The sequence below is a fragment of the Streptomyces sp. NPDC093089 genome, assembly GCF_044754405.1.
Classification (GTDB): domain Bacteria; phylum Actinomycetota; class Actinomycetes; order Streptomycetales; family Streptomycetaceae; genus Streptomyces.
Window position 1 is genome coordinate 514,937 of the sequence record NZ_JBIVPA010000005.1, and the last position, 25,864, is coordinate 540,800.

Here is a 25,864-nt window from a genome sequence, read left to right on the forward strand (position 1 = left end):
GAGCTTTTCTTGAGCTTTCCGACCGCTGTGCGTGATCAGTTCCGGCCGTGCGGTCGCTCTGCGTCATCCTCCTCGGTCGCCTCCGCCTCGCCGAGCGCGGGCCGCACCGGAGTCGGTACGAAGGTGGAGGGAAGGGACGGAGTGGACTCCCGGCCCGCGTTGGCGATGACCACGGCCACGTAGGGGAGCAGGATGCCCAGGGCGAGGGCCACGATGGCCACGTGCCGCTCGACGTTCCACAGCACCGCCGCGGCGATCACGGACAGCGTCCGCACCGTCATCGAGATGACGTAGCGCCGCTGCCGCCCCCGCACGTCGTCGGCGAGCCCCTGTCGCGCCCCCGTGATCCGGAAGACCTCGGTCCCGCCACGCTTCGGCATCGCCGTCCACCACCCACTGATCGCGCCGGACCCTCCCTGGTCCGGTCCTCTTTCCACCGTACGCCCGCCCCACCGCACCGACGAGACCGGGGCACATATGGCGCTGTCCAACATGCGCCGTACGGCCGACGGGCCGAGACTGGGCGCACAGAGGTACAAGGAGGCGACGATGAGTTGGTTGTGGGCGATCATCGTGGGATTCGTCCTCGGCCTGATCGCGAAGGCGATCCTGCCGGGGAAGCAGCAGATCCCGCTCTGGCTGACGACCGTGTTCGGCATTCTGGGCAGCGTGCTCGGCAACGCCGTCGCGACCTGGATCGGCGTCAACGACACCAAGGGCATCGACTGGACCCGCCACCTGCTCCAGCTGATCGGCGCCGTCGCCGTGGTCGGAGTGGGCGACATGCTCTGGGCCTCGATGAAGGGCAACAGGCAGCGCACCTAGTGCTGTGACCGGAGGCCCGGTGCGGCACCCGCGGGGGTGCCGCACCGGGCCTCCGGCGTGCGCGTCGGGCGGGTCAGCCCTCCGCGCCGGCGAACTCGATCGCCGCCAGGTTCTTCTTGCCGCGCCGCAGCACCAGCCAGCGGCCGTGCAGCAGCTCGTCCGCCGACACCTCGGCGTCCTCGGCGGTGACCTTCACGTTGTTCACGTAGGCACCGCCCTCCTTCACCGTGCGCCGCGCGCCCGACTTGCTCGGCGCGAGGCCCACCTCGGTGAACAGGTCCACGACCTGGCCGAGCTCGGTCACCCGCGCGTGCGGCAGCTCGGACAGGGCGGCGGCCAGCGTCGCCTCGTCGAGGTCCGCCAGCTCGCCCTGGCCGAACAGCGCCTTGGAGGCGTTGATGACGGCCGCGCACTGGTCCGCCCCGTGCACCAGCGTGGTGAGCTCCTCGGCCAGCGCCCGCTGGGCGGCCCGCGCCTGCGGCCGCTCGGCGGTCTGCGCCTCCAGCTCCTCCAGTTCCTCACGGGACTTGAAGGACAGGATCCGCATGTACGTCGAGATGTCCCGGTCGTCCACGTTCAGCCAGAACTGGTAGAACGCGTACGGCGTCGTCATCTCCGGGTCCAGCCAGACGGCCCCGCCCTCGGTCTTGCCGAACTTGGTGCCGTCCGCCTTGACCATCAGCGGGGTCGCCAGCGCGTGCGCCTGCGCGCCCGGCTCCAGGCGGTGGATCAGGTCGAGCCCGGCCACCAGGTTGCCCCACTGGTCCGAGCCGCCCTGCTGGAGCGTGCAGCCGTAGCGGCGGTACAGCTCCAGGAAGTCCATGCCCTGGAGCAGCTGGTAGCTGAACTCCGTGTAGCTGATGCCCTGCTCGGACTCCAGGCGCCGGGCCACGGAGTCCTTGGTCAGCATCTTGTTGACCCGGAAGTGCTTGCCGATGTCCCGCAGGAACTCGATCGCCGACAGGCCGGCGGTCCAGTCCAGGTTGTTCACCATGACCGCCGCGTTCTCTCCCTCGAAGGAGAGGAACGGCTCGATCTGCGAACGCAGCCGGTTCACCCAGTTCGCGACCGTCTCGGGGTCGTTCAGGGTGCGCTCGGCCGTCGGCCGCGGGTCGCCGATCTGCCCGGTGGCCCCGCCGACCAGCGCCAGCGGCCGGTGCCCGGCCTGCTGGAGCCGGCGCACGGTGAGCACCTGGACCAGGTGGCCGACGTGGAGACTGGCCGCGGTCGGGTCGAAACCGCAATAGAACGTGACGGGACCGTCCGCGAGAGCCTTGCGCAGTGCGTCCTCGTCGGTGGACTGGGCGAAGAGCCCGCGCCACTTCAGCTCGTCGACGATGTCCGTCACGATCGTCAGTCTCCTCAGGTTGTGGATGGTCGACGACTCAGTCTAGGTGGGTCAGACCCCCTTGCTGACCGAGCTCATGTTGAAGTCGGGCACCCGTAGCGCCGGCATCGCGGCCCGGGTGAACCAGTCGCTCCACTCGCGCGGCAGCGTCTTCTCCGTACGGCCCGCCTCCGAGGCCCGCGACAGCAGGTCCACCGGCGACTCGTTGAACCGGAAGTTGTTCACCTCGCCGACCACCTCGCCGTTCTCGACGAGGTAGACGCCGTCCCGGGTCAGACCGGTCAGCAGCAGCGTCGCCGGGTCGACCTCGCGGATGTACCAGAGGCAGGTCAGCAGCAGTCCGCGCTCGGTCGAGGCGACCATCTCCTCCAGGGAGCGCTCACCGCCGCCGTCCAGGATCAGGTTCCCCGCTCCCGGCGCCACGGGCAGAGAGGTGAGGCCCGCGGTGTGCCGGGTGGTGATCAGGTGCGCCAGGGCGCCGGCCTTCATCCAGTCGATCGGCCCGACGGGCAGACCGTTGTCGAAGACGGAGGAGTCGTCGCCGGAGGAGTGCGCGATCACGAACGGCGCGGACTCCAGGCCCGGCTCGTTCGGGTCGCTGCGCAGCGTCAGAGGCAGCGGGGAGAGCGTCTCGCCGAGCCGGGTGCCGCCGCCGGGCTTGGAGAAGACCGTACGGCCCTCCACCGCGTCCCGGGCCGCGGACGACCACAGCTGGTAGATCATCAGGTCGGCCACGGCCGTCGGCGGCAGCAGCGTCTCGTACCGCCCGGCGGGCAGCTCGATCCGCCGCTCCGCCCAGCCCAGGCGGGTCGCCAGCTCCGCGTCGAGCGCGCCCGGGTCGACGTCCTTGAAGTCCCGCGTCGAGCGGCCGGCCCACGCGGACCGCGAGCGGTCCGGCGACTTCGCGTTCAGCTCCAGCGTCCCGTTGGGCTGGTCGTGGCGGAGCCGCAGCCCCGTCGACGTACCCACGTAGGTGGAGGTCAGCTCGTGGTTGGCGAAGCCGTACAGCTCACGGCCACCGGCCCTCGCCCGGGCGAAGGCCTCGCCCAGCGCGGGCGCGAAGTCCGCGAAGACCGCGGAGGACGTCTCCGCCGGCGCGTCCGTGAAGTCCGGCGACGCCGGCACGCCCTCCACCAGCGGCTGCGCGTCCTCGGCGGGCCCGGCGGCGCGGGCGGCGGCCTCGGCGGCCCGCACCAGCGGCTCCAGGTCGTCGGCCGTCACCGCCGACCGCGACACGACACCGGAGGCCGTGCCCTGCGCGCCGCCCACGGTCGCGATCACCGTCAGCGTCCGGCCCCGGGTCACCCCGTTGGTGGTGAGCGCGTTCCCCGCCCACCGCAGGTTCGCCGACGACTCCTCGTCGGCGATCACGACACACCCGTCCGCGCGGGACAGCTCGAGTGCCCGCTCGACGATCTCGTACGGCTTGCTGACGCGGCTCATCGACCGGCCTCCTGCGTCGTGTTCAGACTGTGCTGGCCCGGGAGGCGCCCCCCGGACCCCCGGCAAATCTGGTGGTGCGCGCTCATCGACCGGCCTCCTGCGTCGTGTTCAGGATGTTGACGCCCCGGAAGAGGGCGGAGGGGCAGCCGTGCGAGACGGCGGCGACCTGGCCCGGCTGGGCCTTGCCGCAGTTGAAGGCGCCGCCGAGGACGTACGTCTGCGGGCCGCCGACCTGCTCCATCGAGCCCCAGAAGTCGGTGGTCGTCGCCTGGTAGGCCACGTCCCGCAGCTGACCGGCGAGGCGGCCGTTCTCGATGCGGAAGAAGCGCTGGCCGGTGAACTGGAAGTTGTAGCGCTGCATGTCGATCGACCAGGACCGGTCGCCGACCACGTAGATGCCGCGCTCCACCCCGCCGATCAGGTCCTCGGTCGACAGACCGCCCGGGTCCGGCTGGAGGGAGACGTTCGCCATCCGCTGCACCGGCACGTGCGCGGGGGAGTCCGCGAACGCGCAGCCGTTGGAGCGGCCGAGGCCCGTCAGCTTCGCGATCCGCCGGTCGAGCTGGTAGCCGACGAGCGTGCCGTCCTTCACCAGGTCCCAGGACTGCGCCTCGACGCCCTCGTCGTCGTACCCGATGGTCGCGAGGCCGTGCTCGGCGGTCCGGTCACCCGTCACGTTCATGATCGAGGAGCCGTACGCCAGCTTGCCCAGCTGGTCGAAGGTGGCGAAGGAGGTGCCCGCGTATGCGGCCTCGTAACCGAGGGCCCGGTCCAGCTCGGTGGCGTGCCCGATGGACTCGTGGATCGTCAGCCAGAGGTTCGACGGGTCGACGACCAGGTCGTAGCGGCCCGCCTCGACGCTCGACGCCCGCATCTTCTCGGCGAGCAGCCCCGGGATCTCGTCGAGCTCCTTGTCCCAGTCCCAGCCGGTCCCGGTCAGGTACTCCCAGCCGCGCCCGACCGGCGGCGCGATCGTCCGCATCGAGTCGAACTCGCCGGTCGTCTCGTCGACGGCGACCGCCGTCAGCTGCGGGTGCAGCCGGACGCGCTGCTGGGTGGTGACCGTGCCGGCCGTGTCCGCGTAGAACTTGTTCTCGTGGACGGTCAGCAGCGACGCGTCCACGTGCGCCACGCCGTCCGCCCGCAGCAGCCGTGCGCTCCAGTCGGCGAGCAGCGCGCTCTTCTCCTCGGCGGGGACGGAGAACGGGTCGACCTCGTACGAGGAGACCCAGGTGCGCTCCTCGTGCACCGGCTCCTCGGCCAGCTCCACGCGCTCGTCCGAGCCCGCCGCCGCGATCACCTTCGCCGACAGCTTGGCCATGGCGACCGCCTGCGAGGCCACCCGCGCGGCCCCGTCCATGGTCAGGTCCACCCCGGACGCGAAGCCCCAGGCCCCGCCGTGCACCACCCGCACCGCGTAGCCGAGGTCCGTGGTGTCCGACGATCCGGACGGCTTGGCGTCCCGCAGGCGCCACGAGGCGCTTCGCACCCGCTCCAGCCGGAAGTCCGCGTGCTCGGCGCCCAGCGCCCGCGCCCGTGCGAGCGCCGCGTCCGCGAGCGCCCGCAACGGCAGCGCCAGAAACGTCTGATCGACCTGATGGGCCACGAAGTATCCCCTTCTCGAGTTGTGTCCGCAGTGAATCATGCGGGCCCTTCCTCATGGGCTGCCACACGTTTCCCGGACACGAACCCGCCGTTTCGTGGTGTGCCGACCAGGCGGTCTGTAGGGACCCGACAGGGTGGGCCTCACTGCACTGTCGGGGCCCGATTCTCTGTATGGCGCACCGGCCCGATAGGTTTTCGGTGTTCAGACCGCTATCGAAAGGGTGATCCGTTGAGCCGCTCGGTTCTCGTCACCGGAGGAAACCGGGGCATCGGCCTCGCCATCGCCCGCGCGTTCGTCGAGGCCGGCGACAAGGTCGCGATCACGTACCGCTCCGGCGATCCCGCTGAACTGGAGAAGGCCGGTCTGCTGGCCGTCAAGTGCGACATCACCGACTCCGAGCAGGTCGACCAGGCCTACAAGGAGATCGAGGAGAAGCACGGCCCGGTCGAGGTCCTCGTGGCCAACGCCGGCGTGACCAAGGACCAGCTCCTCATGCGGATGTCGGAGGAGGACTTCACGTCCGTCCTCGACACCAACCTCACCGGCACCTTCCGGGTCGTCAAGCGGGCCAACCGCGGGATGCTGCGCGCCAAGAAGGGCCGCGTCGTCCTGATCTCGTCGGTCGTCGGTCTGCTGGGCTCCGCGGGCCAGGCCAACTACGCCGCCTCCAAGGCCGGCCTGGTCGGTTTCGCCCGCTCCCTCGCGCGTGAGCTGGGCTCGCGCAACCTCACCTTCAACGTCGTCGCCCCCGGTTTCGTCGACACCGACATGACCGCGGTGCTCACCGACGAGCAGCGTGCGGGCATCGTGTCCCAGGTTCCGCTGGGCCGCTACGCGCAGCCGGAGGAGATCGCCGCCGCGGTGAAGTTCCTCGCCTCCGACGACGCCTCGTACATCACTGGAGCCGTCATCCCGGTTGACGGCGGATTGGGCATGGGTCACTGATCACCATGAGCGGAATTCTCGAGGGCAAGCGCATCCTGATCACCGGTGTGCTGATGGAGTCCTCCATCGCCTTCCACACCGCGAAGCTGGCCCAGGAGCAGGGTGCGGAGATCATCCTCACCGCGTGGCCGCGTCCGTCGCTGACCGAGCGCATCGCCAAGAAGCTCCCCAAGCCCGAGAACGTGAAGGTCCTGGAGCTCGACGTCTCCAACGACGAGCACCTCGCGCGCCTGGAGGGCCAGGTCCGCGAGCAGCTCGGCGACCGTCTCGACGGCATCGTGCACTCGATCGGCTTCGCCCCGCAGGACGCGCTCGGCGGCAACTTCCTCAACACGCCGTTCGAGTCCGTCGCCACGGCCATGCACGTCTCCGCCTTCTCGCTGAAGTCGCTGACGACGGCGCTGCTGCCGCTGATGACCGAGGGCGGCTCCGTCGTCGGCCTCACCTTCGACGCGCAGTACGCCTGGCCGCAGTACGACTGGATGGGCCCGGCCAAGGCCGCCCTGGAGGCCACCAGCCGCTACATGGCGCGCGACCTGGGCAAGCAGAACATCCGCTGCAACCTGATCTCGGCCGGCCCGATCGGCTCGATGGCCGCCAAGTCCATCCCGGGCTTCAGCGAGCTGGCCGCCGTCTGGGACAGCCGCTCCCCGCTGGAGTGGAACCTCTCCGACCCCGAGCCGGCCGGCCGCGGTGTCGTGGCGCTGCTCTCCGACTGGTTCCCGAAGACGACGGGCGAGATCGTCCACGTCGACGGCGGCCTGCACGCGATCGGCGCCTGACGGCTCCCCGAGAACGGCACGAGCAGCACCGAGGGCCGTGTGCCCGCCTCCCGGAGGCGGACACACGGCCCTCGTCGTTCCGCAACCCCTGCACGACTCGAAAAGTCGAACGAATCACCCCAGACTGGGGCAGAGCGTAATGCTCCTGCTGCTGATGGGGAGGAGGTGCGGGCATGCGCGCGATACGTCACGGGTTCGGCGCGTTCGCCACCGTCGCCGTTCTGCTCACCGGGATAGCCGTCGCCGACGAGGTGCGCACCGCGCCCGCCCCGGCCGAGGAGGGTCCCGCCGCCGCCCCCGGGGCGGGGGAGCCGGAGGTCTTCGAGGCCTCCTGTCGCACCGTCGTCCAGGGCTCCCGCGTCACCGCCCACTGCCGGAACCCGTACCCCCGCACCGACAGCGTCCGGCTGCACGTCGAGTGCGACCGCTGGTGGGACGTCGACTCCGACAGCGCCCCCGTGGAGGTCGGCCCCGCCGACCACGCCAAGCTGACCGGCCGCTGCTGGAAGGAGGTCCGGTCGGCCTGGGTCACGCACCAGCCGGCGGACCCTGCTCCGGCTCGGGGCTCTTCAGGCACATGAAGGGGTAGCCGGCCGCCTCCGTGCCGGCCCGGTCGGCGTCGCCGTCCCGGATCGCGTCCACCAGGCGCCCGTGATCCATGTGGTTCTCCGGCCGCAGCTCCTGCCCGACGTCGTCGCGCAGCCAGTCCCGCAGCAGATCGCCCAGGTCCGCGTAGAGCTCGGTGAGCACCTCGTTGCCCGAGGCGGCGACGACCGCGTGGTGGAAGGCCGCGTCGACCGTCACGAACCGTTCCGCGTCCCCGGACTCCCATGCCTGCTCGCGCCGTTCGAGCAGGGTGTCGAGCTGCTTCAGGTCCCGCTCCGTGCGCCGCTCGGCGGCGAACCGGGCCGCGGCGGACTCGAGCGTCGAGCGCAGCTCGGCGACGTGCCGGGGGTCGGAGCCGGCGAAGCGCCGGTGCATCACCCCGGCCAGTTCGCTGGTGGCGATGACGTACGTCCCGGAGCCCTGGCGGATGTCGAGCAGCCCGTTGTGGGCGAGCGCCCGGACGGCCTCGCGGACCGTGTTGCGGGCCACGCCCAACTGCTCGACCAGCTCGGGTTCGGTCGGGATGCGCGAACCCACCGGCCACTCGCCGGAGGTGATCTGGTTCCGCAGCTCGGCGATCACCTGATCGGAGAGTCCTGCGCGCCGGGGGTGACCGAGGGCCATGGAGCACCTTCCTGTTCGTTCGAGATTGGACAACCAATCATCCCATGATTCTATGATGGCCCCATGCCTGACGAGCCGAAGACCCTCGACCCCGCCGCACCACCGGCCCTCACGACCCCGACCGGAACGACCGTCACCGCCGCGGACCCCATCGCGCCGGCCCGGCCCCACGGGCGCGGCACGCCCCCGGTGCTCCCGGCGGCCGCCCCCGGCCCCCGCTGGGCCCTCGCCCTCGTCACCGTCGGACTCGTCCTGGCCGCGCTCAACCTGCGCCCGGCCATCACCAGCTTCGGCGCCCTCCTCCAGGACGTCAGCGACGGCCTCCACATGAGCGGCAGCGTCGCCGGCGTCCTGACCTCGGTCCCGCCGCTCTGCTTCGCGGTCTTCGGCATCACCGCCCCGCGCCTCGCCCGCCGCTTCGGCCCCGCCGCCGTCGTCTGCGCGGGCATGGCCGCGATCTTCACCGGCCTCGTCCTCCGGCCCTTCGCCACCGGCACCGCCGGCTTCCTCGCCGCCAGCGCCCTCGCGCTCATGGGCATCGCCGTCAGCAACGTCCTGATGCCCGTCATCGTCAAGCGGTACTTCCCCGACCGCGTCGGCAGCATGACCGGCCTCTACTCCATGGCCCTGGCCCTCGGCACCTCCGTCGCCGCGGCCGCCACCGTCCCGATGACCGACGCCCTCGGAGGGGACTGGCGCCTGGGCCTCGGCGTCTGGGCCGCCCTCGCCGCCCTCGCCGTCCTGCCCTGGATGCCGCTCCTCCGCGACCGCGCCCGCGACGGAGCCGCCGGCGGTACGGGGGAGCGGGGCGCCGCCCCGGCCGAGGCCGCCGCGCCGCCGCGCGTCGCCCGCAGCCGCACCGCCTGGGCCCTCGGCTGCTTCTTCGGCCTCCAGGCCACCGGCGCCTACATCACCATGGGCTGGATGCCGCAGATCTTCCGCGACGCCGGCGTCCCCGCCTCGACCGCGGGCGTCCTCCTCGCCGTCACGATGGTCATGGGCGTCCCGCTCGCCTTCGTCATCCCCCGGCTCGCCACCCGGATGAGGAACCAGGGCCCGATCGTCGTCGCGCTCGGCCTGTGCGGCCTCGCCGGCTACACCGGCCTCTTCTTCGCCCCCGCCGCGGGCGCCTGGGTCTGGGCGGTGCTCCTCGGCGTCTCCAACTGCTCCTTCCCGCTCGCCCTCACGATGATCGGCATGCGCTCGCGCACCGGCGCCGGCGTCGTCCGGCTCTCCGCCTTCGCGCAGAGCGTCGGCTACCTGATCTCCATCCCCGGCCCCCTCCTCGTCGGCGTGCTCTACCAGCACAGCGGCGGCTGGGGCCTGCCGATCGCGCTCATGGGCGGGCTGATGGTGCCGCAGATGATCATCGGTTCCCTGGCGGGACGGGACCGGACCGTCGAGGACGAATGCTGAGATGCGAGACTGGTCCCATGCCAGTCCTCGAACCCAACCCCCCGAACGGCCAGAAGAAGCTGCTCGTCGTGCTCGGCGCGATGCTCGGCATCACGGTCGTGATCGCCGTCATCGCCTCCGCCTTCTCGCCGTGAGCCCGTCGCCCGCCACAGGGCGTGGGCCCGCGCCCATCGCCTCGCGTGGGCCCGCACCCGCCGCCGCGCGCCGGTCGTGAGGCCGCCGCGGGGTGGGGGTAGCCCCCGCATCCCCTAGGGGGTGAGTGTCAGGGTGAAGTGGGTGGATCACCGGATGGGCCGGAGGTCCCGCGCTCCGTACGTTGGAGACATCAGCGCAAGCACGCGATCTCACCTACGGAGGCGGCCATGTCGGCCCCCACACACCCCCGCGTCAGGACCACGACGGCCGGTGTCGACACCCGGCTGCCCTGGTGGGCCCTCGCCCTGCCGGTGGCCGCCTTCGTCGCCCTCCTGCTGCTGATAGCGGGTTCGGGTGAGGCCCGGGCGACCACGGGTGACCCGGGGGTCGGCAGGGTCATCGACCACCTCCAGCAAACGCTCTCTCTCTGAGCCGCCGCGACCCGTTTCGTGCGAAGCTGTTGACCATGAGCGTCGATACACCCCGCAGGATCGTGCTCCTCCGCCACGCGAAGGCAGACTGGAACGACGAGTCCGACCACGAGCGCCCCCTCGCCGAACGGGGCCGCAAGGACGCCCCCGTGGCGGGTCGCCGCCTCTCCGAGACCGGCATCCCCTTCGACCTGGCCCTCTGCTCCACCGCCGCCAGGACGCGCGAGACCTGGAAGCTCGCCGTACCGGAACTGCCGCAGCGACCCAGGACCGTGTACGAGGACCGGCTGTACGAGGCTTCGCTCGGCGAGCTCATCGCCCTCCTCAACGAGACCTCGGACGAGGTGTCCGACCTCCTGGTCATCGGCCACAACCCCGGCATGCACGCGCTCGCCGACGCCCTCGCGGGCGAGGCCGAGGGCGACGCCCTGGCCCGCATGAACCGCAGCGGCTTCCCGACCTCCGCCTTCGCCGTCCTCACCTTCGACGGCTCCTGGAAGTCCGTGGAGCACGGCGTCGGCCGCCTCGTCGCCTTCTGGGCCCCGCACGCCTGACCCGCACGCTCCGCCCGTACGGAGGAGGGCCCGGCCGTCCCACGACGACCGGGCCCTCCTCCGTACCGCGGCGACGGCTCAGTGCAGCAGTTCCTCGCCGCCGTCCGCGGCCTCGACCTCTTCGCGCGTGATGCCGAGCAGGTACAGCACGGTGTCCAGGAAGGGCACGTTCACCGCCGTGTCGGCGGCCCGGCGCACCACCGGCTTGGCGTTGAACGCCACCCCGAGCCCGGCCGCGTTCAGCATGTCCAGGTCGTTGGCCCCGTCGCCGATCGCCACCGTCTGCGCCAGCGGCACACCCGCCTCCGTGGCGAACCGGCGCAGCAGCCGCGCCTTGCCCGCACGGTCCACGATCTCGCCCGTCACCCGGCCGGTCAGCTTGCCGTCCACGATCTCCAGCGTGTTGGCCGAGGCGAAGTCGAGCCCCAGCCGCTCCTTCAGGTCGTCGGTGACCTGGGTGAAACCGCCCGACACGACACCCACCTGGTAGCCGAGCCGCTTGAGCGTACGGATCAGGGTCCGGGCCCCCGGCGTCAGCCGCACCTCGGCGCGGACCTTGTCGACCACCGACGCGTCGAGGCCGGCCAGCAGCTCCACCCGCGCGTGCAGCGACTGTTCGAAGTCCAGCTCGCCGCGCATCGCCGCCGCCGTCACCTCGGCGACCTTGTCCTCGCAGCCCGCGTGCGCGGCGAAGAGCTCGATCACCTCGTCCTGGATCAGGGTCGAGTCGACGTCCATCACCACCAGCCGCTGCGCGCGCCGGTGCAGTCCGGCCGAGACCACGGCTACGTCGACCCCGATGGAGTGCGCCTCGGTGGCCAGGGCCGTCCGCAGCGGCTCGGTCTCGCAGCCGGAGACCGCGAACTCGACGGCCGTCACCGGGTACTTCGCCAGGCGGAAGATGCGGTCGATGTTGCCGCCGGTCTCCGCGATCCTGGCCGCTATGGCAGCCGTCTGCTCCGCCGTCAGGGGGTGCCCGAGCACGGTGACGTGCGAGCGGCCCTCGCCGCGCGGCCGGTTGTCACCGGTGCCGGAGATGATCTCGGCCTGGAGCTTCAGCGACTCGGCCCAGCTGTGCACGGTGGCCCGGAGTTCGCCGGCCGTGGCGACGGTCGGCTCCGTGACGAGCGCGCACAGGACGAGGCGGCCCCGGGAGACCACCTGCTCGATGTCCACGACGTCGACGGAGTAGGCGGCGAGGGTGTCGAAGAGTCCCGCGGTGATCCCGGGACGGTCCTTCCCGAAGATCTTGACGAGAAGGGTGGGAACGTCTGAGGTCTGCGATGCGCTCATGGTGGTTCCACCGTATCGGTGACCGCGCGCCGCCTGACCCCCCGTCCCGCGTAGCGGACACCCGAGTCGTCGAGGGGACGCCCCGAAGGTCTTCACACGGCCCGACTTTCCGAGACGGGACCGGGCCTGAAATAGTTCCCCAGGATGATTCGACATCCCTGGACTCCCGCAGGCGGGGGTACATCGGGGGACAAGTAGTGGGGCTCGGAGTGCCAGAACTCGTACTGGAATTGAACGGCAGGACCTGGACGCTCGATCCGTCCCGGTCGTACACCCTGGGCAGGGACCCGCAGGGTGACCTGGTCATCGACGATGCCAGGGTCTCGTGGCGGCACGCCACGATCAGCTGGGGCGGCCGGAGCTGGGTCATCGAGGACCACGGTTCCACCAACGGCACGTTCCTCCAGGGGCAGCGGATCCACCAGATGGAGATCGGCCCCGGCTCGGCCGTGCACCTGGGCAACGCGACCGACGGTCCGCGGCTCAATCTCGCCGCCGGCGCCCAGGCGGCGCCGCAGCAGGCGCAGGCCCAGCAGCCTCCGGTGGCACAGCCCGTGGCGGCGCACCAGGCCGCCGACCAGGCCGCCGCCCAGGCGGACTGGGCCACGCAGGGCCCGCCGCAGCAGCAGGGCTGGCAGCAGCCGCCCGCGCAGCAGCCGCAGTTCCCGCACCAGCAGGGCGCCCCCCAGGGCGGGCCCGGTCACGGCGCCGCCGCGGGGGCGTCGTCGGCCTACGCGGACCGCAGCCCCACCACGTTCCACCAGCTCTCCCTCGGCCACGTCATGCGCATCGGCCGTGCCCTGGAGAACGAGCTGGTCGTCTCCGACCTCCAGGTCTCCCGGCACCACGCCGAGTTCCACGCCACGCCCGACGGCCGCTTCGAGATCCGCGACCTCGGCTCGCACAACGGCACGTACGTCAACGGCCAGCCGATCGCCAAGGGCGGCACCGCCCTCCTCGGCCCGCAGGACATCGTCGGCGTCGGCCACTCCACGTTCCGGATCGTCGGCGGCCAGCTCGAGGAGTTCGTCGACACCGGCTCCGTCTCCTTCTCGGCCCGCCACCTCACGGTCACCGTCGACGGCGGCAAGCAGATCCTCAAGGACGTCACCTTCGGTGTCCCCGAGAAGTCGCTGATCGGCGTCATCGGCCCCTCCGGCTCCGGAAAGTCCACCCTGCTCAAGGCGCTGACCGGCTACCGCCCGGCCAACGAGGGCGACGTCCTCTACGACAACCGCAGCCTCTACAAGCAGTTCGCCGAGCTGCGCCAGCGCATCGGTCTGGTCCCGCAGGACGACATCCTGCACAAGGAGCTGACCGTCCAGAAGGCGCTGCGCTACGCCGCCAAACTCCGCTTCCCCGGCGACACCGCCACGGCCGAGCGCGAGGCCCGCATCGACGAGGTGCTGCGCGAGCTCAAGCTCGACATCCACAAGGAGAAGAAGGTCACCTCCCTCTCCGGTGGCCAGCGCAAGCGCGTCTCCGTCGCCCTGGAGCTCCTCACCAAGCCGTCGCTGATCTTCCTGGACGAGCCGACCTCCGGCCTCGACCCGGGCATGGACCGCGACGTCATGCAGCTGCTGCGCGGCCTCGCGGACGACGGCCGCACGGTCCTCGTCGTCACCCACTCGGTGGCCGAGCTCGGCCTGTGCGACAAGCTCCTCGTCATGGCCCCCGGCGGCTCGGTGGCCTACTTCGGTCCGCCGGAGGAGGCGCTGAACTTCTTCGGCTACTCCACCTGGGCCGACGTCTTCTCCGCGTTCGAGAACTACCGCGACTACGACTGGGCGGGCCGCTGGAAGGGCTCGCAGCACTACCAGATGTACGCCGCGGACATCGACGCCGTCGCCGCCCAGCCCGTCCAGATGCCGCAGCAGGCGATGTCCCGCCCGCCGAAGCCGCAGGGCTGGGGCTCCCAGCTGTGGACCCTGATCCGCCGCTACGTCTCGGTGATCGCCTCCGACGTGGGCTTCATGGCCCTGATGGTGATCCTGCCGGCCGTCCTCGGCGCGGTGTCCGTCGTCATCCCCGCCGACTTCGGCCTCGGCAAGCCCACGCCCCCGTCCCGGTTCAACGGCGACGCCGGCACGATCATGCTGATCCTCGCGGTCGGCATGTGCTTCAGCGGCGCGGCCAACTCGGTCCGTGAGCTGATCAAGGAACGGGTCATCTACGAGCGGGAGCGTGCCGTCGGCCTGTCCCGCTCCGCGTACCTGATGTCCAAGGTCATCGTCCTCGGCCTGATCACGGCCTTCCAGGGCGTGATCATCTGCGCCATCGGCTTCTCCACGCGGGCGCTGCCCGAAGAGGGCCTGCTCATGCCGCCGGCCGTCGAGCTGTGCATCCAGGTCATCGGGCTCGGCCTGACCTCGATGATGGTCGGCCTGGTCATCTCCGCGCTGGTGAAGACCGCCGAGAAGACCATGCCGCTGCTCGTCATGTTCGCGATCATCCAGGTCGTGTTCACCGGCATCCTCTTCCAGGTGTACGACTCGCCCGGCCTGGAGCAGTTCGCCTGGCTCATGCCCTCCCGCTGGGGCATCGCCGGCGCCGGCGCCACCCTGGACCTGGCGCACCTGATGCCGCCGTGGGACCACAAGGACCCCACGAACACCGACCCGCTGTGGGAGCACACGGTCGGCCAGTGGAGCCTCGACCTCGGCATCCAGCTGTTCATGGCCACCGTCTGCTGCGTCGCCGTGGCGCGTCTGCTGCGCCGCCACGAGCCCGAGGTCATGCGCAAGTAGTCACGCACGGCAGTACGCCGGAGGGCGGCACCCCGCACAGGGGTGCCGCCCTCCGGCGTACGGGGTGCGACAGCGGATCAGTACGCGCTGTTGACGTTGTCGATCGAGCCGTAGCGGTCGGCGGCGTAGTTGGCCGCGGCGACGATGTTGGCGACCGGGTCGTACTGGTCGAACGCGGTGCCCTTCACGTGGTAGGCCTTGAAGGTCGGGTAGATGACCTGGAGCAGGCCCTTGGACGGGACGCCGTTGATGGCGTTGATGTCCCAGTTGTTGATGGCCCGCGGGTTGCCGCTGGACTCGCGCATGATGTTCTTGTGCAGGCCGTTGTAGCTGCCCGGAATGTTGTGCTTGTCCATGATGAACAGCGCCTCGCGGATCCAGCCGTCGAGGTTGTTCGCGAAGACGGGGGTACGGGCGACGGAACGGCTCGCGGCCGTCTTCGCCGCGGCACGCTTCTTCGCGTCGGCCTTGGCCTTCGCGGCCGCCTTGGCCTTGGCGTCGGCCTTCGCCTTCGCGGCCGCCTTCGCCTTCGCGTCGGCCTTGGCCTTCGCCGCGGCCTTGGCCTTGGCGTCCGCCTTGGCCTTGGCGTCCGCCTTCGCCTTGGCGGCGGCCTTCGCCTTCGCGTCGGCCTCCTGCTTGGCCTTCAGGCCGACGGTGCTCTGCTGCTCGCTGACGCTGGCGGCCAGCGCCTTCGCCTGCGGGCTGGCCGCGTCGTACGACCAGGCGACCTGCTGCGTGCCCGACAGGGCCTGCGGCTCGGTCTCGGTGGAACCGTTGCCGGGCACCAGGGAGAGGGTGAGCGCTGCGGCGCCCAGAGCGGCGACGCCGGCGATCGTGGCCTTGTGGGTCTTCTTCAGACCACGACTGTGGCCAGGGGTGTTCGCAGACATGCAGAAACCTCTTCGAATCGCTGGGGGTCGCTCCGCCGGGGCGGTGCTGCTTCGCCTTGCTCGACGGCGACGGGGGCAATTCTTAGCGGCCGCAAAATCTCGTGGCAAAGGTGTGACGTACGATCCCGGGTAGTGGATCAGGGGCCTGCGCACCGGCCGCCGACACCCCTCCCGGGCCAGCCCTCACTGCCCCTTCCTGCGCCTCTCGCCTCCACTAGGCGGCTTCGTAAGTGATGTGGGTCCTATGCCCGGCCTCACATCGACCCCGTAACAACCTCACCGGTCGTTGCAGCGGCAATGCACACGGTGAGCGCCCGTCCTCCCAGGGGCGAGACGCCCTCCCCGGTCCTGCGACCTAGGTCCCCGGGCCCCTCCCACGCCGTCCCCGGACGGATACGGACGGTCACACCCCGCCGGTACGGTGAACACATGAGCCATCGACCGAGCTCCGGCCTGGCCGCCGTGAGCACCGCCCTCCTCGCGATGAGCCGCCACCTGGAGGTCCGCGACGTCCTCAAGACGATCGTCGCCTCCGCCCGCGAGCTGCTCGACGCCGAGTACGCGGCCCTGGGCGTCCCCGACGACCACGGCGGCTTCGCCCAGTTCGTGGTCGACGGGGTCAGCGAGGAGCAGTGGAAGGCGATCGGCCCCCTGCCCCGGCAGCACGGCATCCTCGCCGCCATGCTCCAGAAGGCCGAGACCGAACGGCTCGCCGACGTCCGCCTCGACCCCCGCTTCGAGGGCTGGCCGGCCGCCCACCCCGAGATGTCCGACTTCCTCGGCCTCCCCGTCCGGGACGGCGACGAGATCCTGGGCGCCCTCTTCCTCGCCAACAAGCGCTGCCCCAAGGAGAGCGGCGGCTGCGGCTTCACCGCCGAGGACGAGGAACTGCTGTCGATCCTCGCCCAGCACGCCGCCATCGCCCTCACCAACGCCCGCCTGTACGAGCGCAGCCGCGAGCTCACCATCGCCGAGGAGCGCTCCCGCCTCGCCCACGAGCTGCACGACGCCGTCAGCCAGAAGCTGTTCTCGCTGCGGTTGACCGCCCAGGCCGCCGCCGCACTCGTCGACCGCGACCCGGCCCGCGCCAAGGGCGAGCTCCAGCAGGTCGCCGCCCTCGCCGCCGAAGCCGCCGACGAACTGCGCGCCGCCGTCGTCGAGCTCCGCCCCGCGGCCCTCGACGAGGACGGCCTCGTCCACACCCTCCGCACCCAGGTGCAGGTCCTCGACCGCGCCCACACCGCCCGGGTCACCTTCGACGGCCGGGGCGCCCGGGCCCTGCCGGCCTCCCAGGAGGAGGCCGTGCTCCGGGTCGCCCAGGAGGCCCTGCACAACGCCCTGCGGCACGCCGACGCCGCACACGTCACCGTCACCCTCGCCCGCAGCGGCCAGGGCGCCCGGCTCACCGTCACCGACGACGGCAAGGGCTTCGACCCGCGTACGGTCCGCAAGGCCGGCCGCCACCTCGGCCTGGTCTCCATGCGGGACCGGGCGAGCGGCGTCGGCGGAGCGCTCACCGTGACCTCCGCCGTCGGCGAGGGCACCACGATCGAGATGGAGGTTCCCGGTGGCTGACCGGCCGATCCGAGTCCTGCTGGTCGACGACCACCAGGTCGTCCGCCGCGGCCTGCGCACCTTCCTTGAGGTGCAGGACGACATCGAGGTGGTGGGGGAGGCCGCCGACGGCGCCGAGGGCGTCGCCCGCGCCGAGGAGCTCCGCCCCGACGTCGTCCTCATGGACGTGAAGATGCCCGGCACCGACGGCATCGAGGCGCTCAAGCGGCTCCGCGAGCTCGCCAACCCGGCCAGGGTCCTGATCGTCACCAGCTTCACCGAGCAGCGCACGGTCGTTCCCGCGCTCCGCGCCGGAGCCTCCGGATACGTCTACAAGGACATCGACCCCGACGCCCTCGCCGGCGCCATCCGCTCCGTCCACGCCGGACACGTCCTGCTCCAGCCCGAGGTCGCCGGCGCGCTCCTCGCCCAGGACGACTCACCGGGGGGCACGGGGCGGGGCACCACCCTCACGGAGCGGGAGCGCGAGGTCCTCGGGCTCATCGCGGACGGCCGCTCCAACCGCGAGATCGCCCGCGCCCTCGTCCTCTCCGAGAAGACGGTCAAGACCCACGTCTCGAACATCCTCATGAAGCTCGACCTCGCGGACCGCACCCAGGCCGCCCTCTGGGCCGTACGCCACGGTCTCACCGACTGACGCGCCCCCCTACGCGCCGGGCGCACGACCGTTCAGTACTTCATACCGTCGTGTGTATATCCCCCGTTCGGCGCAACCCGACGGGGGATCCGGCGTTCTCCAAGGCGTACTGCGGCGGACCTGCCGCAGCGATGACCAGGAGGATGTACCAAGTGAAGAACCTCAAGAAGGCCGCCGCCCTCACCATGGTCGCCGGTGGCATCGTCGCCGCCGGTGCCGGCGTCGCCTCCGCCCACGGCGGTGCCGACGCCACGGGCAAGGCCCTCAACTCTCCCGGCGTCGCCTCCGGCAACCTCGTGCAGGCCCCCGTCCACGTCCCCGTGAACGTCTCCGGCAACACGATCAACGTCATCGGCCTGCTCAACCCGGCCTTCGGCAACACCGCCCTCAACGCCTGACCCACCCCCCGCGGCCCCCGGACACCCCCGGGGGCCGCCGCCGTTCCCCGGCACCACCCCTGCGTCAGCCGCCCGCCCCCGCTGCCCCGCTCGCAGCCAGCCGGCTACGGCCCCCCCCGGTTGTGGGCAATCGTTCCGCAGGGCGGAACGGGTGGGCACAACCCCCATAGGGCGCCGCCCGCCCCCGCCCCCCGACCCCACGGGCCCCCGACCCGTCCCCTTCACCCGGTCCACGTCCGAGCGCCGAGAATCCGGCCGAGGGCCAAGGGCGACCGCCTAGAACCCCCGCTCCTGCTCCCTTTCCTCCACGTACGCGTTGTACGCCGCGACCTGCGCCCTCCGAGCCACCCTCTCCACCGGCCGCAACGCCTCCCCCCGCGCCGCCATCTCCGAGGCACTCACCGCACCCCCGTGCCCGTGGTCGTACGCGAGGTTCACGAGGAGCCCGATGCGCTGGGCGAGTTCGAGGACCCGCACCGCCCGCGGCGGGTAGCCGGGCGCGAGGACCTCGCGGCCCACCTCCGCCCGGGCCCGGTACGCCTCGCGGGCCGCGTCCGCCGCGGGGCCGGAGGCGGCGACGTCGAGCCGGGTGAGGACGGCCGTCGCGTCGCGGAGCGCCTCGGCGAGTTCCCGTTCCGCCTCGCCGAGCGAGGGCACGTCCGCGGGCGGGGCCTCCCGTACCGCGAGACACCGCCAGAGGACCTCCACGTGCACGTCGCCCACCGGCCCGGCCTCGGAGACCTCCGGCACGAGGCCGTACGGCGCGCCGAAGCCCACCACGGCCTCCTCCGCCTCCAACGCGCGCGCGTTGAAGTCGGGCGGGCCGCTGAGTCCCAGCGGATGCCCCGGCGCGGGCAGCGCCACCCGCCACCCGGTGACCCCGAGCCGCCGCAGCCGGCCGAGCGCGAGCGTCAGCCCCACCGGCCCCGCCTCACCCGGCAGCCCCTCCACGCGGTGCACCGCGTCCTCCCCGACAATGGCCAGCGCCGCGTCGTCCGGCGACACCGCCCCGGCCAGCAGGGCGTTGCCCCAGGCGGCCAGGCGTCCTGAACGTGGTTCCGAAAGCATCCCTCCAGACTAAGGACTCTAAGGACGCCCTACGGACCGGTCCGCTCCGTCGATAACGTAGGTTTTCCCCTGGACGCCGCGCCCATCGGCGCAAGGCGACGACACGACTCGACCGCAAGGGGAGACAACGCGCTCATGAGCGATGTACTGGAGCTGGTGGACGTATCCGTGGTCCGCGACGGACGGGCTCTGGTGGACGAGGTCTCCTGGTCGGTCAAGGAGGGCGAGCGCTGGGTGATCCTCGGACCCAACGGCGCCGGCAAGACGACCCTTCTGAACATCGCCTCCAGCTACCTCTTCCCCACCAAGGGCACCGCCCGGATCCTGGGCGAGCAGCTCGGCGGCGTCGGCACCGACGTCTTCGAGCTCCGCCCCCGCATCGGCATGGCCGGCATCGCGATGGCGGAGAAGCTCCCCAAGCGCCAGACCGTCCTCCAGACGGTGCTGACCGCCGCGTACGGCATGACGGCGACCTGGCACGAGGACTACGACCCGGTCGACGAGGACCGCGCCAAGGCCTTCCTCGACCGGCTCGGCATGAACGAGTACCTGGACCGCAGGTTCGGCACCCTCTCCGAGGGCGAGCGCAAGCGCACCCTTATCGCCCGCGCGATGATGACCGACCCCGAGCTCCTCCTCCTGGACGAGCCCGCCGCCGGCCTCGACCTGGGCGGGCGCGAGGACCTGGTCCGCCGCCTCGGCCGCCTCGCCCGCGACCCGTACGCCCCCTCCATGATCATGGTGACCCACCACGTCGAGGAGATCGCCCCGGGCTTCACCCACGTCCTGATGATCCGTCAGGGCAAGGTCCTCGCGGCCGGCCCCGTCGAGATGGAGCTGACCTCCCGCAACCTCTCGCGCTGCTTCGGCCTGCCGCTCGTCGTCGAGCGCGTCGGCGACCGCTGGACCGCGCACGGTCTGCCCCTGAAGTAGCCGTACGGAGCGCCGGCGTCCCGCACAGCCGCCCGCGCCCTGTCCCGGAGAGCCCCACCCGCCCTACCATGACCACGTGGACATCGACGCGTGGGTCTGGTGGCTGATCGGCGCGGTGGGGCTCGGCATTCCGCTGGTCCTGACCGCGATGCCGGAGTTCGGCATGCTGTCCGTGGGGGCGGTCGCGGGGGCGGTGACCGCGGCCCTCGGCTTCGGCGTCGTCCCGCAGGTGCTCGTCTTCGTCGCGGTGTCGGTGGCGCTCATCGCGGTGGTACGCCCGATCGCCGCCCGCCATCGCGACGGCAGGCCCGAACTCGCCACCGGCGTCGACGCCCTGAAGGGGCGTCAGGCCGTGGTGCTGGAACGGGTGGACAGCGGCGGAGGCCGCATCAAGCTCGCCGGCGAGGTCTGGTCCGCCCGCACGCTCGACATCGGACAGAGCTTCGAACCCGGCGAACAGGTCGACGTGGTCGAGATCGACGGGGCGACAGCGGTCGTCATGTGACCGAACCTCACCCATGACGCTACGCCATCTGGGAAACTTGATCACGTAAGGCCACCCGGCAGTCAACCGGCAGCGAAGGGCACGGGGAACACGATGTCAGCAGTCATCATCGTCCTGATCATTCTGGTGGTGCTCGTCTTCATCGCCCTGATCAAGACGATCCAGGTCATCCCGCAGGCGAGTGCGGCGATCGTGGAGCGCTTCGGCCGCTACACGCGCACGCTCAACGCCGGGCTGAACATCGTCGTCCCGTTCATCGACTCGATCCGCAACCGGATCGACCTCCGCGAACAGGTCGTACCGTTCCCGCCCCAGCCGGTGATCACCCAGGACAACCTGGTCGTCAACATCGACACGGTCATCTACTACCAGGTCACCGATGCCCGCGCGGCGACGTACGAGGTCGCCAGCTACATCCAGGCGATCGAACAGCTCACCGTCACCACCCTGCGCAACATCATCGGCGGCATGGACCTGGAGCGGACCCTCACCTCCCGCGAGGAGATCAACGCGGCCCTCCGCGGCGTCCTCGACGAGGCCACCGGCAAGTGGGGCATCCGCGTCAACCGCGTCGAGCTGAAGGCGATCGAGCCGCCGACCTCCATCCAGGACTCGATGGAGAAGCAGATGCGCGCCGAGCGCGACAAGCGCGCCGCGATCCTCACCGCCGAGGGCACCCGCCAGTCCGCGATCCTCACCGCCGAGGGCGAGAAGCAGTCGGCGATCCTCCGCGCCGAGGGCGAGTCCAAGGCCGCCGCACTGCGCGCCGAGGGCGAGGCCCAGGCCGTCCGCACGGTCTTCGAGGCCATCCACGCGGGCGACCCCGACCAGAAGCTCCTGTCGTACCAGTACCTCCAGATGCTCCCGAAGATCGCCGAGGGCGACGCCAACAAGCTCTGGATCGTGCCCAGCGAGATCGGCGACGCCCTCAAGGGCCTCTCCGGCGCCCTCGGCAACGCGGGCGGCGGCGTCCCCGGATTCAACGTCAAGGGCGAGGTGCCGTCCGCGCGGCGAGACGAACCGCCGGTTGACTGACACGTACACGTAATCCTCGGGCATGATCGGTGCGAGCCCCTCGACCCTGACGACCTCAGGGCGGGGAGGCGAGCCACTGACCATGTAAGGAGATGGCGTTGTCCATCTGGGAAGCACTGGCGGTCTTCGCCGCCGGCATCGGCGCCGGCACCATCAACACCATCGTCGGATCGGGCACGCTGATCACGTTCCCCGTCCTCCTCGCGACCGGACTCCCGCCGATCACCGCGAACGTCTCCAACGCCCTCGGCCTCGTCCCCGGTTCCATCAGCGGGGCCATCGGCTACCGCCGCGAGCTCAAGGGCCAGAAGACCCGCATCATCCGACTCGGCGGCGTCGCCCTCCTCGGCGGACTCATCGGCGCCGTCCTGCTCCTGGCACTGCCGTCCCAGGCCTTCGACGCGATCGTCCCCGTCCTCATCGGCCTCGCGCTCGTCCTGGTCCTCTTCCAGCCCCGCATCTCCGCCGCCGTGAAGCGCCGCCGCGAGCAGACCGGCACCGAGGCGGACCCCGACGGCGGCCCCGTCCTCCTCGTCGGCCTCCTCCTCGCCAGCATGTACGGCGGCTACTTCGGCGCCGCGCAGGGAGTGCTCTACCTCTCCCTCATGGGCCTGCTGCTCCACGACACCCTGCAGCGCATCAACGCCGTCAAGAACATCCTCGGCGCCCTCGTCAACGGCGTCGCGGCCGTCTTCTTCCTCTTCGTCGCCGATTTCGACTGGACCGCCGTCCTCCTCATCGCCGTCGGCTCCACCCTCGGCGGCCAGATCGGCGCCAAGGTCGGACGGAGACTGCCCCCCTCGGTCCTGCGCGGCGTCATCATCGCGGTCGGCATCGTCGCGATCCTCCAGCTGACGCTCAACTAGTCCCCGCACGCCGAACGAGGGAAGGGCCCGCCTCCCCACCGGGAGAGACGGGCCCTTCCGTATGACTGCGGATCACCCGGCTACGCGGCCGAGTTCGCCAACCACGCCGGCAGCTCCGACCGCTCGCGCGCCCGCATCGCGAGCAGCATCGCGTCCGCCGGCGTCGGCTCGAACGGCTGGTGCAGCAGCGGCATCCCGGCCTGCTCCGGCGTCCGGTCGGCCTTGCGGTGGTTGTCCTCCGCGCACGAGGCGACCGTGTTCAGCCAGCTGTCCCCACCGCCCTGCGCCCGCGGCACGACGTGGTCGACCGTCGTCGCCCTCCGCCCGCAGTACGCGCACCGGTGCTGGTCCCTGACCAGCACCCCCCTCCTCGACCACGGGGCCTGTCTTCGGAACGGCACCCGTACGTAGCGGCACAACCTGATCACCCGCGGCACCGGGAGGTCGACGGCGGCACCGCGCACCCGGAGCTCGGGATGGGCCTGCTCGACGACGGCCTTGTCCTGCAGGACGAGCACCACCGCACGGTTGAGTGTGACCGTCGAAAGCGGCTCGAAGCTCGCGTTGAGTACCAGTGTGTCCCGCATGTTGCCCACCTTCCGCGTGCCGGCCCCGGCTCCACTACGGGGCGCCGGGCTTGGATCAACGATGGCCGGGCCGGCCGGGTCGGACAACGGAATTTCTCGCGAAACAAAAGGTGCCCGCTTCTGATCTCTCCAAGACCAGAAGCGGGCAAACAACAAACGAACGATCAGACCGCCGCGGGAGCCGCGTACTCACCGACCAACTGCGCACGCCCCAGCGTGTGGAAACGCAGATGGAAGCCGACCACCGCCGGCGACGAGTCGGAGTCGGGCCCGAGCTTCTCGCCGTCCACCGCGTACACCGTGAACACATAACGGTGCGCCGGGTCCCCGGCCGGGGGAGCGGCGCCGCCGAACTCCTTCGAGCCGTAGTCGTTCCGTACGTGCACGGCACCCGCCGGCAGCCCCTCGAACGACCCCGACCCCGCACCGACGGGCAGCTCCGTCACCGACACCGGGATGTCGAACAGCACCCAGTGCCAGAACCCGCTCCCCGTCGGGGCGTCCGGGTCGAAGCAGGTCACGGCGAAGCTCTTCGTCCCCGCCGGGAACCCCTCCCAGCGAAGGTGCGGCGAGGTGTTCCCCGCCGCGTACACCTGAGCGTCCTTCAGCACCCCGCCCGGCACGACGTCGTCGCTCACCACGGTGAACGCCGGCACCGGCGGATGGAAGTCGTGCGGGAGCGGCGCCCTCTTGCCCTCGGACACGTCGAATCCTCCGAATCGCCTGTTGCTACGGCCTCGGCAGCTGTCCGGCCGAGGCTGCCGAGACTAGAGCCAGTTGCGACGCCCGCCGACCTCGGCGAGCCACTGGTTCAGGTACGCCGCCCAATCGGTGGCATGGAAGTCGTGCAGCCCCACCTTGAACGCGCGGAAGGAGTCGCTGCCCTCACCGAACAGACCCGGCTTCTTGTCCATCTCCAGGACGACGTCCATCTCGCGGTCGTCGGCGACGAAGCTGACCTCGACCTGGTTCAGCCCCCGGTACTGCTGCGGCGCGAAGAACTCGATCTCCTGGTAGAACGGCAGCCGCTGCCGCGTCCCCCGGATCTGCCCGCGCTCCATGTCCGCGCTCTTGAACCGGAAGCCCAGCTGGAGGAAGGCGTCCAGGATCGCCTGCTGCGCCGGCAGCGGGTGCACGTTGATCGGGTCCAGGTCACCCGAGTCCACGGCCCGGGCGATCTCCAGCTCGGTCGTCACACCGATGTTCATCCCGCGCAGCTGCTGCCCGGACACCGCCGTGATGGGCGTCTCCCACGGGATCTCCAGCCCGAACGGCACCACGTGCACCGCCCCGGCCTTCACCTCGAAGGCCCCGCCCAGACGCACCTTGACGAACTCGATGTCCTGCCTGTGCTCCTGGTCGCCGCCCTCGACCTCGACACGCGCCTGCAGCCCGATCGACAGCCCCTCGATCTGCTGGTCGACACTGCCGCCCTGGATCCGCACCTCACCCTGGACGACCCCGCCCGGGACCACGTTCTCCTCGGTGAGCACCGTCTCCACACTGGCCCCACCGGCACCGAGGCTCGCGAGCAGCTTCTTGAATCCCATGACTTCCACTCCTTCTCAGTCCTGACCCCTACATACGCGCGACGACCGTAGCCGGTTCCCCCACTACGCTCGGGCGCCATGAGCGAGAGCCCCGACCGTACGCCGCTCCCGCGGACCTTCTTCGACCGACCCGTTCTGGACGTGGCCCCCGACCTCCTCGGCCGCACCCTCGTCCGCAACACGGAGGAGGGGCGCATGGAGCTGCGCCTCACCGAGGTCGAGGCGTACGCCGGCGCCGTCGACCCCGGCTCGCACGCCTTCCGCGGCCGCACCGCACGCAACGCCGTCATGTTCGGCCCGCCCGGTCACGCGTACGTCTACTTCACGTACGGCATGTGGCACTGCCTGAACCTGGTGTGCGGCCCCGAGGGCGAGGCGAGTGGTGTCCTACTGCGCGCGGGTGAACTTCTCCGCGGCGCCGACCAGGCCCGCCCCCGCCGCCGCTCGGCCCGCTCCGACCACGAGCTCGCCAAGGGCCCGGCCCGTCTCGCCACGGCCCTCGACGTCGCCCTCTCCCTCAACGGCACCGACGTCTGCGCAGGCCAGGACGCCCCCCTCGCCCTCCTCACCGGTACCCCACCGCCCCCGACCCACGTCCGCACGGGCCCCCGCACGGGCGTCGGCGGCGACGGCGCCCCCCACCCCTGGCGCTTCTGGCTCACCGACGACCCCACGGTCAGCCCCTACCGCCCCCACACCCCCCGCAAGCGCGGCCTTGACTCTGCCCACCCAAGCGACTAACGTAGCCCGAGCCGCTGGAACAGGACCTGCTCGTTCAGGTGCCCCGCAGCGGCCATCCACTACTCAAGATGACACCCCGATCGGGGTTCATTCGGCATTCCGAAATTCGTTTCGAATGACTCGATTATGAGCCTCCACGGAAATCAGCTAACGTAGTGACCACGCCGGAAGGGCCCGGAGCGAAAGCGAAAAGGGACCGGAAAGCACCGAGGAAATCGGATCGGAAAGATCTGATAGAGTCGGAAACGAAGGAAGCGCCCGGAGGGCCTGGAAACAGGAACGAAGGAAGCGTCCGCACCTTGAGAACTCAACAGCGTGCCAAAA

Annotated in this window: 28 protein-coding genes; 17 read left to right on the plus strand and 11 right to left on the minus strand. The window is 71.1% G+C overall.

All coding sequences use genetic code 11. The features are described 5' to 3' along the window. Positions 1 to 35: 35 nt before the first annotated feature. Positions 36 to 380, minus strand: a complete 345-nt coding sequence (locus tag ACIQFX_RS15035; protein WP_402462754.1) for a DUF3099 domain-containing protein — start codon at positions 378 to 380, stop codon at positions 36 to 38. A gap of 169 nt (positions 381 to 549) precedes the next feature. Between ACIQFX_RS15035 and ACIQFX_RS15040 the strand changes: the two genes are divergently transcribed. After that, on the plus strand, positions 550 to 825 hold the full coding sequence (locus ACIQFX_RS15040; protein ID WP_367828212.1) for a GlsB/YeaQ/YmgE family stress response membrane protein: 276 nt from the start codon (positions 550 to 552) through the stop codon (positions 823 to 825). 73 nt (positions 826 to 898) lie between these two features. Here ACIQFX_RS15040 and tyrS read toward each other — a convergent pair whose 3' ends face one another. The 3 genes from tyrS to ACIQFX_RS15055 form a co-directional block, all read right to left on the minus strand. After that, on the minus strand, positions 899 to 2,173 hold the full coding sequence (tyrS, locus tag ACIQFX_RS15045; protein WP_402462757.1) for a tyrosine--tRNA ligase: 1,275 nt from the start codon (positions 2,171 to 2,173) through the stop codon (positions 899 to 901). 51 nt (positions 2,174 to 2,224) lie between these two features. Then, positions 2,225 to 3,616: a metallopeptidase TldD-related protein gene (locus ACIQFX_RS15050; RefSeq protein WP_402462760.1), complete on the minus strand. Its 1,392-nt coding sequence runs from the start codon at positions 3,614 to 3,616 to the stop codon at positions 2,225 to 2,227. Between the two features lie 82 nt (positions 3,617 to 3,698). Continuing rightward, entirely contained in the window at positions 3,699 to 5,222 is a 1,524-nt protein-coding gene (locus tag ACIQFX_RS15055; protein WP_402462763.1) for a TldD/PmbA family protein, read from the minus strand. Positions 5,223 to 5,450: 228 nt separating this feature from the next. On the opposite strand from ACIQFX_RS15055, the gene fabG reads away from it, so the two are divergent. The 3 genes from fabG (at position 5,451) to ACIQFX_RS15070 (ending at position 7,530) form a co-directional block, all read left to right on the plus strand. Then, positions 5,451 to 6,167 (plus strand): 3-oxoacyl-[acyl-carrier-protein] reductase, encoded by a 717-nt coding sequence (gene fabG / locus ACIQFX_RS15060; RefSeq protein ID WP_376488679.1) that lies wholly within the window; start codon positions 5,451 to 5,453, stop codon positions 6,165 to 6,167. A 5-nt stretch (positions 6,168 to 6,172) separates the two neighbouring features. Further along, entirely contained in the window at positions 6,173 to 6,949 is a 777-nt protein-coding gene (gene fabI / locus ACIQFX_RS15065; protein WP_402462766.1) for an enoyl-ACP reductase FabI, read from the plus strand. Positions 6,950 to 7,122: 173 nt separating this feature from the next. Then, positions 7,123 to 7,530 carry a hypothetical protein gene (locus ACIQFX_RS15070; protein ID WP_402462768.1) on the plus strand — a complete coding sequence of 136 codons (408 nt, stop codon included), beginning with the start codon at positions 7,123 to 7,125 and terminating at the stop codon, positions 7,528 to 7,530. Here the strand turns inward: ACIQFX_RS15070 and ACIQFX_RS15075 are convergent. Continuing rightward, entirely contained in the window at positions 7,478 to 8,179 is a 702-nt protein-coding gene (locus tag ACIQFX_RS15075) for a FadR/GntR family transcriptional regulator (RefSeq protein WP_402462771.1), read from the minus strand. The genes ACIQFX_RS15070 and ACIQFX_RS15075 overlap by 53 nt on opposite strands. 63 nt (positions 8,180 to 8,242) lie before the next feature. Between ACIQFX_RS15075 and ACIQFX_RS15080 the strand changes: the two genes are divergently transcribed. The 4 genes from ACIQFX_RS15080 (at position 8,243) to ACIQFX_RS15095 (ending at position 10,715) form a co-directional block, all read left to right on the plus strand. Then, positions 8,243 to 9,595: a CynX/NimT family MFS transporter gene (locus tag ACIQFX_RS15080; RefSeq protein WP_402462774.1), complete on the plus strand. Its 1,353-nt coding sequence runs from the start codon at positions 8,243 to 8,245 to the stop codon at positions 9,593 to 9,595. Between the two features lie 17 nt (positions 9,596 to 9,612). Then, positions 9,613 to 9,729: an SGM_5486 family transporter-associated protein gene (locus ACIQFX_RS15085; RefSeq protein ID WP_367828203.1), complete on the plus strand. Its 117-nt coding sequence runs from the start codon at positions 9,613 to 9,615 to the stop codon at positions 9,727 to 9,729. Between the two features lie 228 nt (positions 9,730 to 9,957). Next, positions 9,958 to 10,161, plus strand: a complete 204-nt coding sequence (locus ACIQFX_RS15090) for a hypothetical protein (protein WP_402462777.1) — start codon at positions 9,958 to 9,960, stop codon at positions 10,159 to 10,161. Between the two features lie 35 nt (positions 10,162 to 10,196). Beyond that, entirely contained in the window at positions 10,197 to 10,715 is a 519-nt protein-coding gene (locus ACIQFX_RS15095) for a SixA phosphatase family protein (protein ID WP_402462780.1), read from the plus strand. Between the two features lie 78 nt (positions 10,716 to 10,793). On the opposite strand, the gene serB is transcribed toward ACIQFX_RS15095, so the two are convergent. Next, entirely contained in the window at positions 10,794 to 12,008 is a 1,215-nt protein-coding gene (gene serB, locus ACIQFX_RS15100; RefSeq protein WP_402462782.1) for a phosphoserine phosphatase SerB, read from the minus strand. A 197-nt stretch (positions 12,009 to 12,205) separates the two neighbouring features. Here serB and ACIQFX_RS15105 point away from each other — a divergent pair, with 197 nt between their 5' ends. Continuing rightward, on the plus strand, positions 12,206 to 14,755 hold the full coding sequence (locus tag ACIQFX_RS15105) for an FHA domain-containing protein (protein WP_402462785.1): 2,550 nt from the start codon (positions 12,206 to 12,208) through the stop codon (positions 14,753 to 14,755). Positions 14,756 to 14,832: 77 nt separating this feature from the next. Here the strand turns inward: ACIQFX_RS15105 and ACIQFX_RS15110 are convergent, their stop codons facing one another. After that, entirely contained in the window at positions 14,833 to 15,645 is an 813-nt protein-coding gene (locus ACIQFX_RS15110) for a transglycosylase SLT domain-containing protein (protein WP_402462788.1), read from the minus strand. Positions 15,646 to 16,074: 429 nt separating this feature from the next. Between ACIQFX_RS15110 and ACIQFX_RS15115 the strand changes: the two genes are divergently transcribed. The 3 genes from ACIQFX_RS15115 to ACIQFX_RS15125 all read left to right on the plus strand — a co-directional run bounded on the left by ACIQFX_RS15115 (position 16,075) and on the right by ACIQFX_RS15125 (position 18,255). After that, positions 16,075 to 17,220 carry a GAF domain-containing sensor histidine kinase gene (locus tag ACIQFX_RS15115; protein ID WP_402462791.1) on the plus strand — a complete coding sequence of 382 codons (1,146 nt, stop codon included), beginning with the start codon at positions 16,075 to 16,077 and terminating at the stop codon, positions 17,218 to 17,220. Next, positions 17,213 to 17,857, plus strand: a complete 645-nt coding sequence (locus ACIQFX_RS15120) for a response regulator (protein ID WP_402462794.1) — start codon at positions 17,213 to 17,215, stop codon at positions 17,855 to 17,857. Before ACIQFX_RS15115 ends, ACIQFX_RS15120 begins: the two co-directional genes overlap by 8 nt. A gap of 152 nt (positions 17,858 to 18,009) precedes the next feature. After that, the gene (locus ACIQFX_RS15125; protein WP_402462797.1) at positions 18,010 to 18,255 is read left to right on the plus strand and encodes a chaplin; all 246 of its coding nucleotides are present in this window, start codon (positions 18,010 to 18,012) and stop codon (positions 18,253 to 18,255) included. A gap of 276 nt (positions 18,256 to 18,531) precedes the next feature. On the opposite strand, the gene ACIQFX_RS15130 is transcribed toward ACIQFX_RS15125, so the two are convergent. Continuing rightward, entirely contained in the window at positions 18,532 to 19,323 is a 792-nt protein-coding gene (locus ACIQFX_RS15130; RefSeq protein WP_402462799.1) for a hypothetical protein, read from the minus strand. A gap of 135 nt (positions 19,324 to 19,458) precedes the next feature. Between ACIQFX_RS15130 and ACIQFX_RS15135 the strand changes: the two genes are divergently transcribed. The 4 genes from ACIQFX_RS15135 (at position 19,459) to ACIQFX_RS15150 (ending at position 22,662) form a co-directional block, all read left to right on the plus strand. Then, positions 19,459 to 20,256: an ABC transporter ATP-binding protein gene (locus ACIQFX_RS15135; protein WP_402462802.1), complete on the plus strand. Its 798-nt coding sequence runs from the start codon at positions 19,459 to 19,461 to the stop codon at positions 20,254 to 20,256. 76 nt (positions 20,257 to 20,332) lie between these two features. Continuing rightward, positions 20,333 to 20,761 carry an NfeD family protein gene (locus ACIQFX_RS15140; protein WP_402462804.1) on the plus strand — a complete coding sequence of 143 codons (429 nt, stop codon included), beginning with the start codon at positions 20,333 to 20,335 and terminating at the stop codon, positions 20,759 to 20,761. Between the two features lie 93 nt (positions 20,762 to 20,854). Further along, a complete protein-coding gene (locus ACIQFX_RS15145; RefSeq protein WP_402462807.1) occupies positions 20,855 to 21,796 on the plus strand; it encodes an SPFH domain-containing protein in 942 nt (313 codons plus the stop codon). Between the two features lie 92 nt (positions 21,797 to 21,888). Next, positions 21,889 to 22,662, plus strand: coding sequence for a sulfite exporter TauE/SafE family protein (locus ACIQFX_RS15150; protein WP_402462810.1), 774 nt, complete (start codon positions 21,889 to 21,891; stop codon positions 22,660 to 22,662). An 80-nt stretch (positions 22,663 to 22,742) separates the two neighbouring features. Here ACIQFX_RS15150 and ACIQFX_RS15155 read toward each other — a convergent pair whose 3' ends face one another. The 3 genes from ACIQFX_RS15155 to ACIQFX_RS15165 form a co-directional block, all read right to left on the minus strand. Continuing rightward, positions 22,743 to 23,249, minus strand: a complete 507-nt coding sequence (locus ACIQFX_RS15155; RefSeq protein WP_402462814.1) for an HNH endonuclease — start codon at positions 23,247 to 23,249, stop codon at positions 22,743 to 22,745. Between the two features lie 164 nt (positions 23,250 to 23,413). Beyond that, positions 23,414 to 23,953: a YbhB/YbcL family Raf kinase inhibitor-like protein gene (locus ACIQFX_RS15160; protein ID WP_402462817.1), complete on the minus strand. Its 540-nt coding sequence runs from the start codon at positions 23,951 to 23,953 to the stop codon at positions 23,414 to 23,416. 63 nt (positions 23,954 to 24,016) lie between these two features. After that, positions 24,017 to 24,799: a sporulation protein gene (locus tag ACIQFX_RS15165; RefSeq protein WP_402462820.1), complete on the minus strand. Its 783-nt coding sequence runs from the start codon at positions 24,797 to 24,799 to the stop codon at positions 24,017 to 24,019. Between the two features lie 78 nt (positions 24,800 to 24,877). Between ACIQFX_RS15165 and ACIQFX_RS15170 the strand changes: the two genes are divergently transcribed. Beyond that, positions 24,878 to 25,540, plus strand: coding sequence for a DNA-3-methyladenine glycosylase (locus ACIQFX_RS15170; protein ID WP_402462823.1), 663 nt, complete (start codon positions 24,878 to 24,880; stop codon positions 25,538 to 25,540). The last annotated feature ends 324 nt before the right edge of the window (positions 25,541 to 25,864 follow it).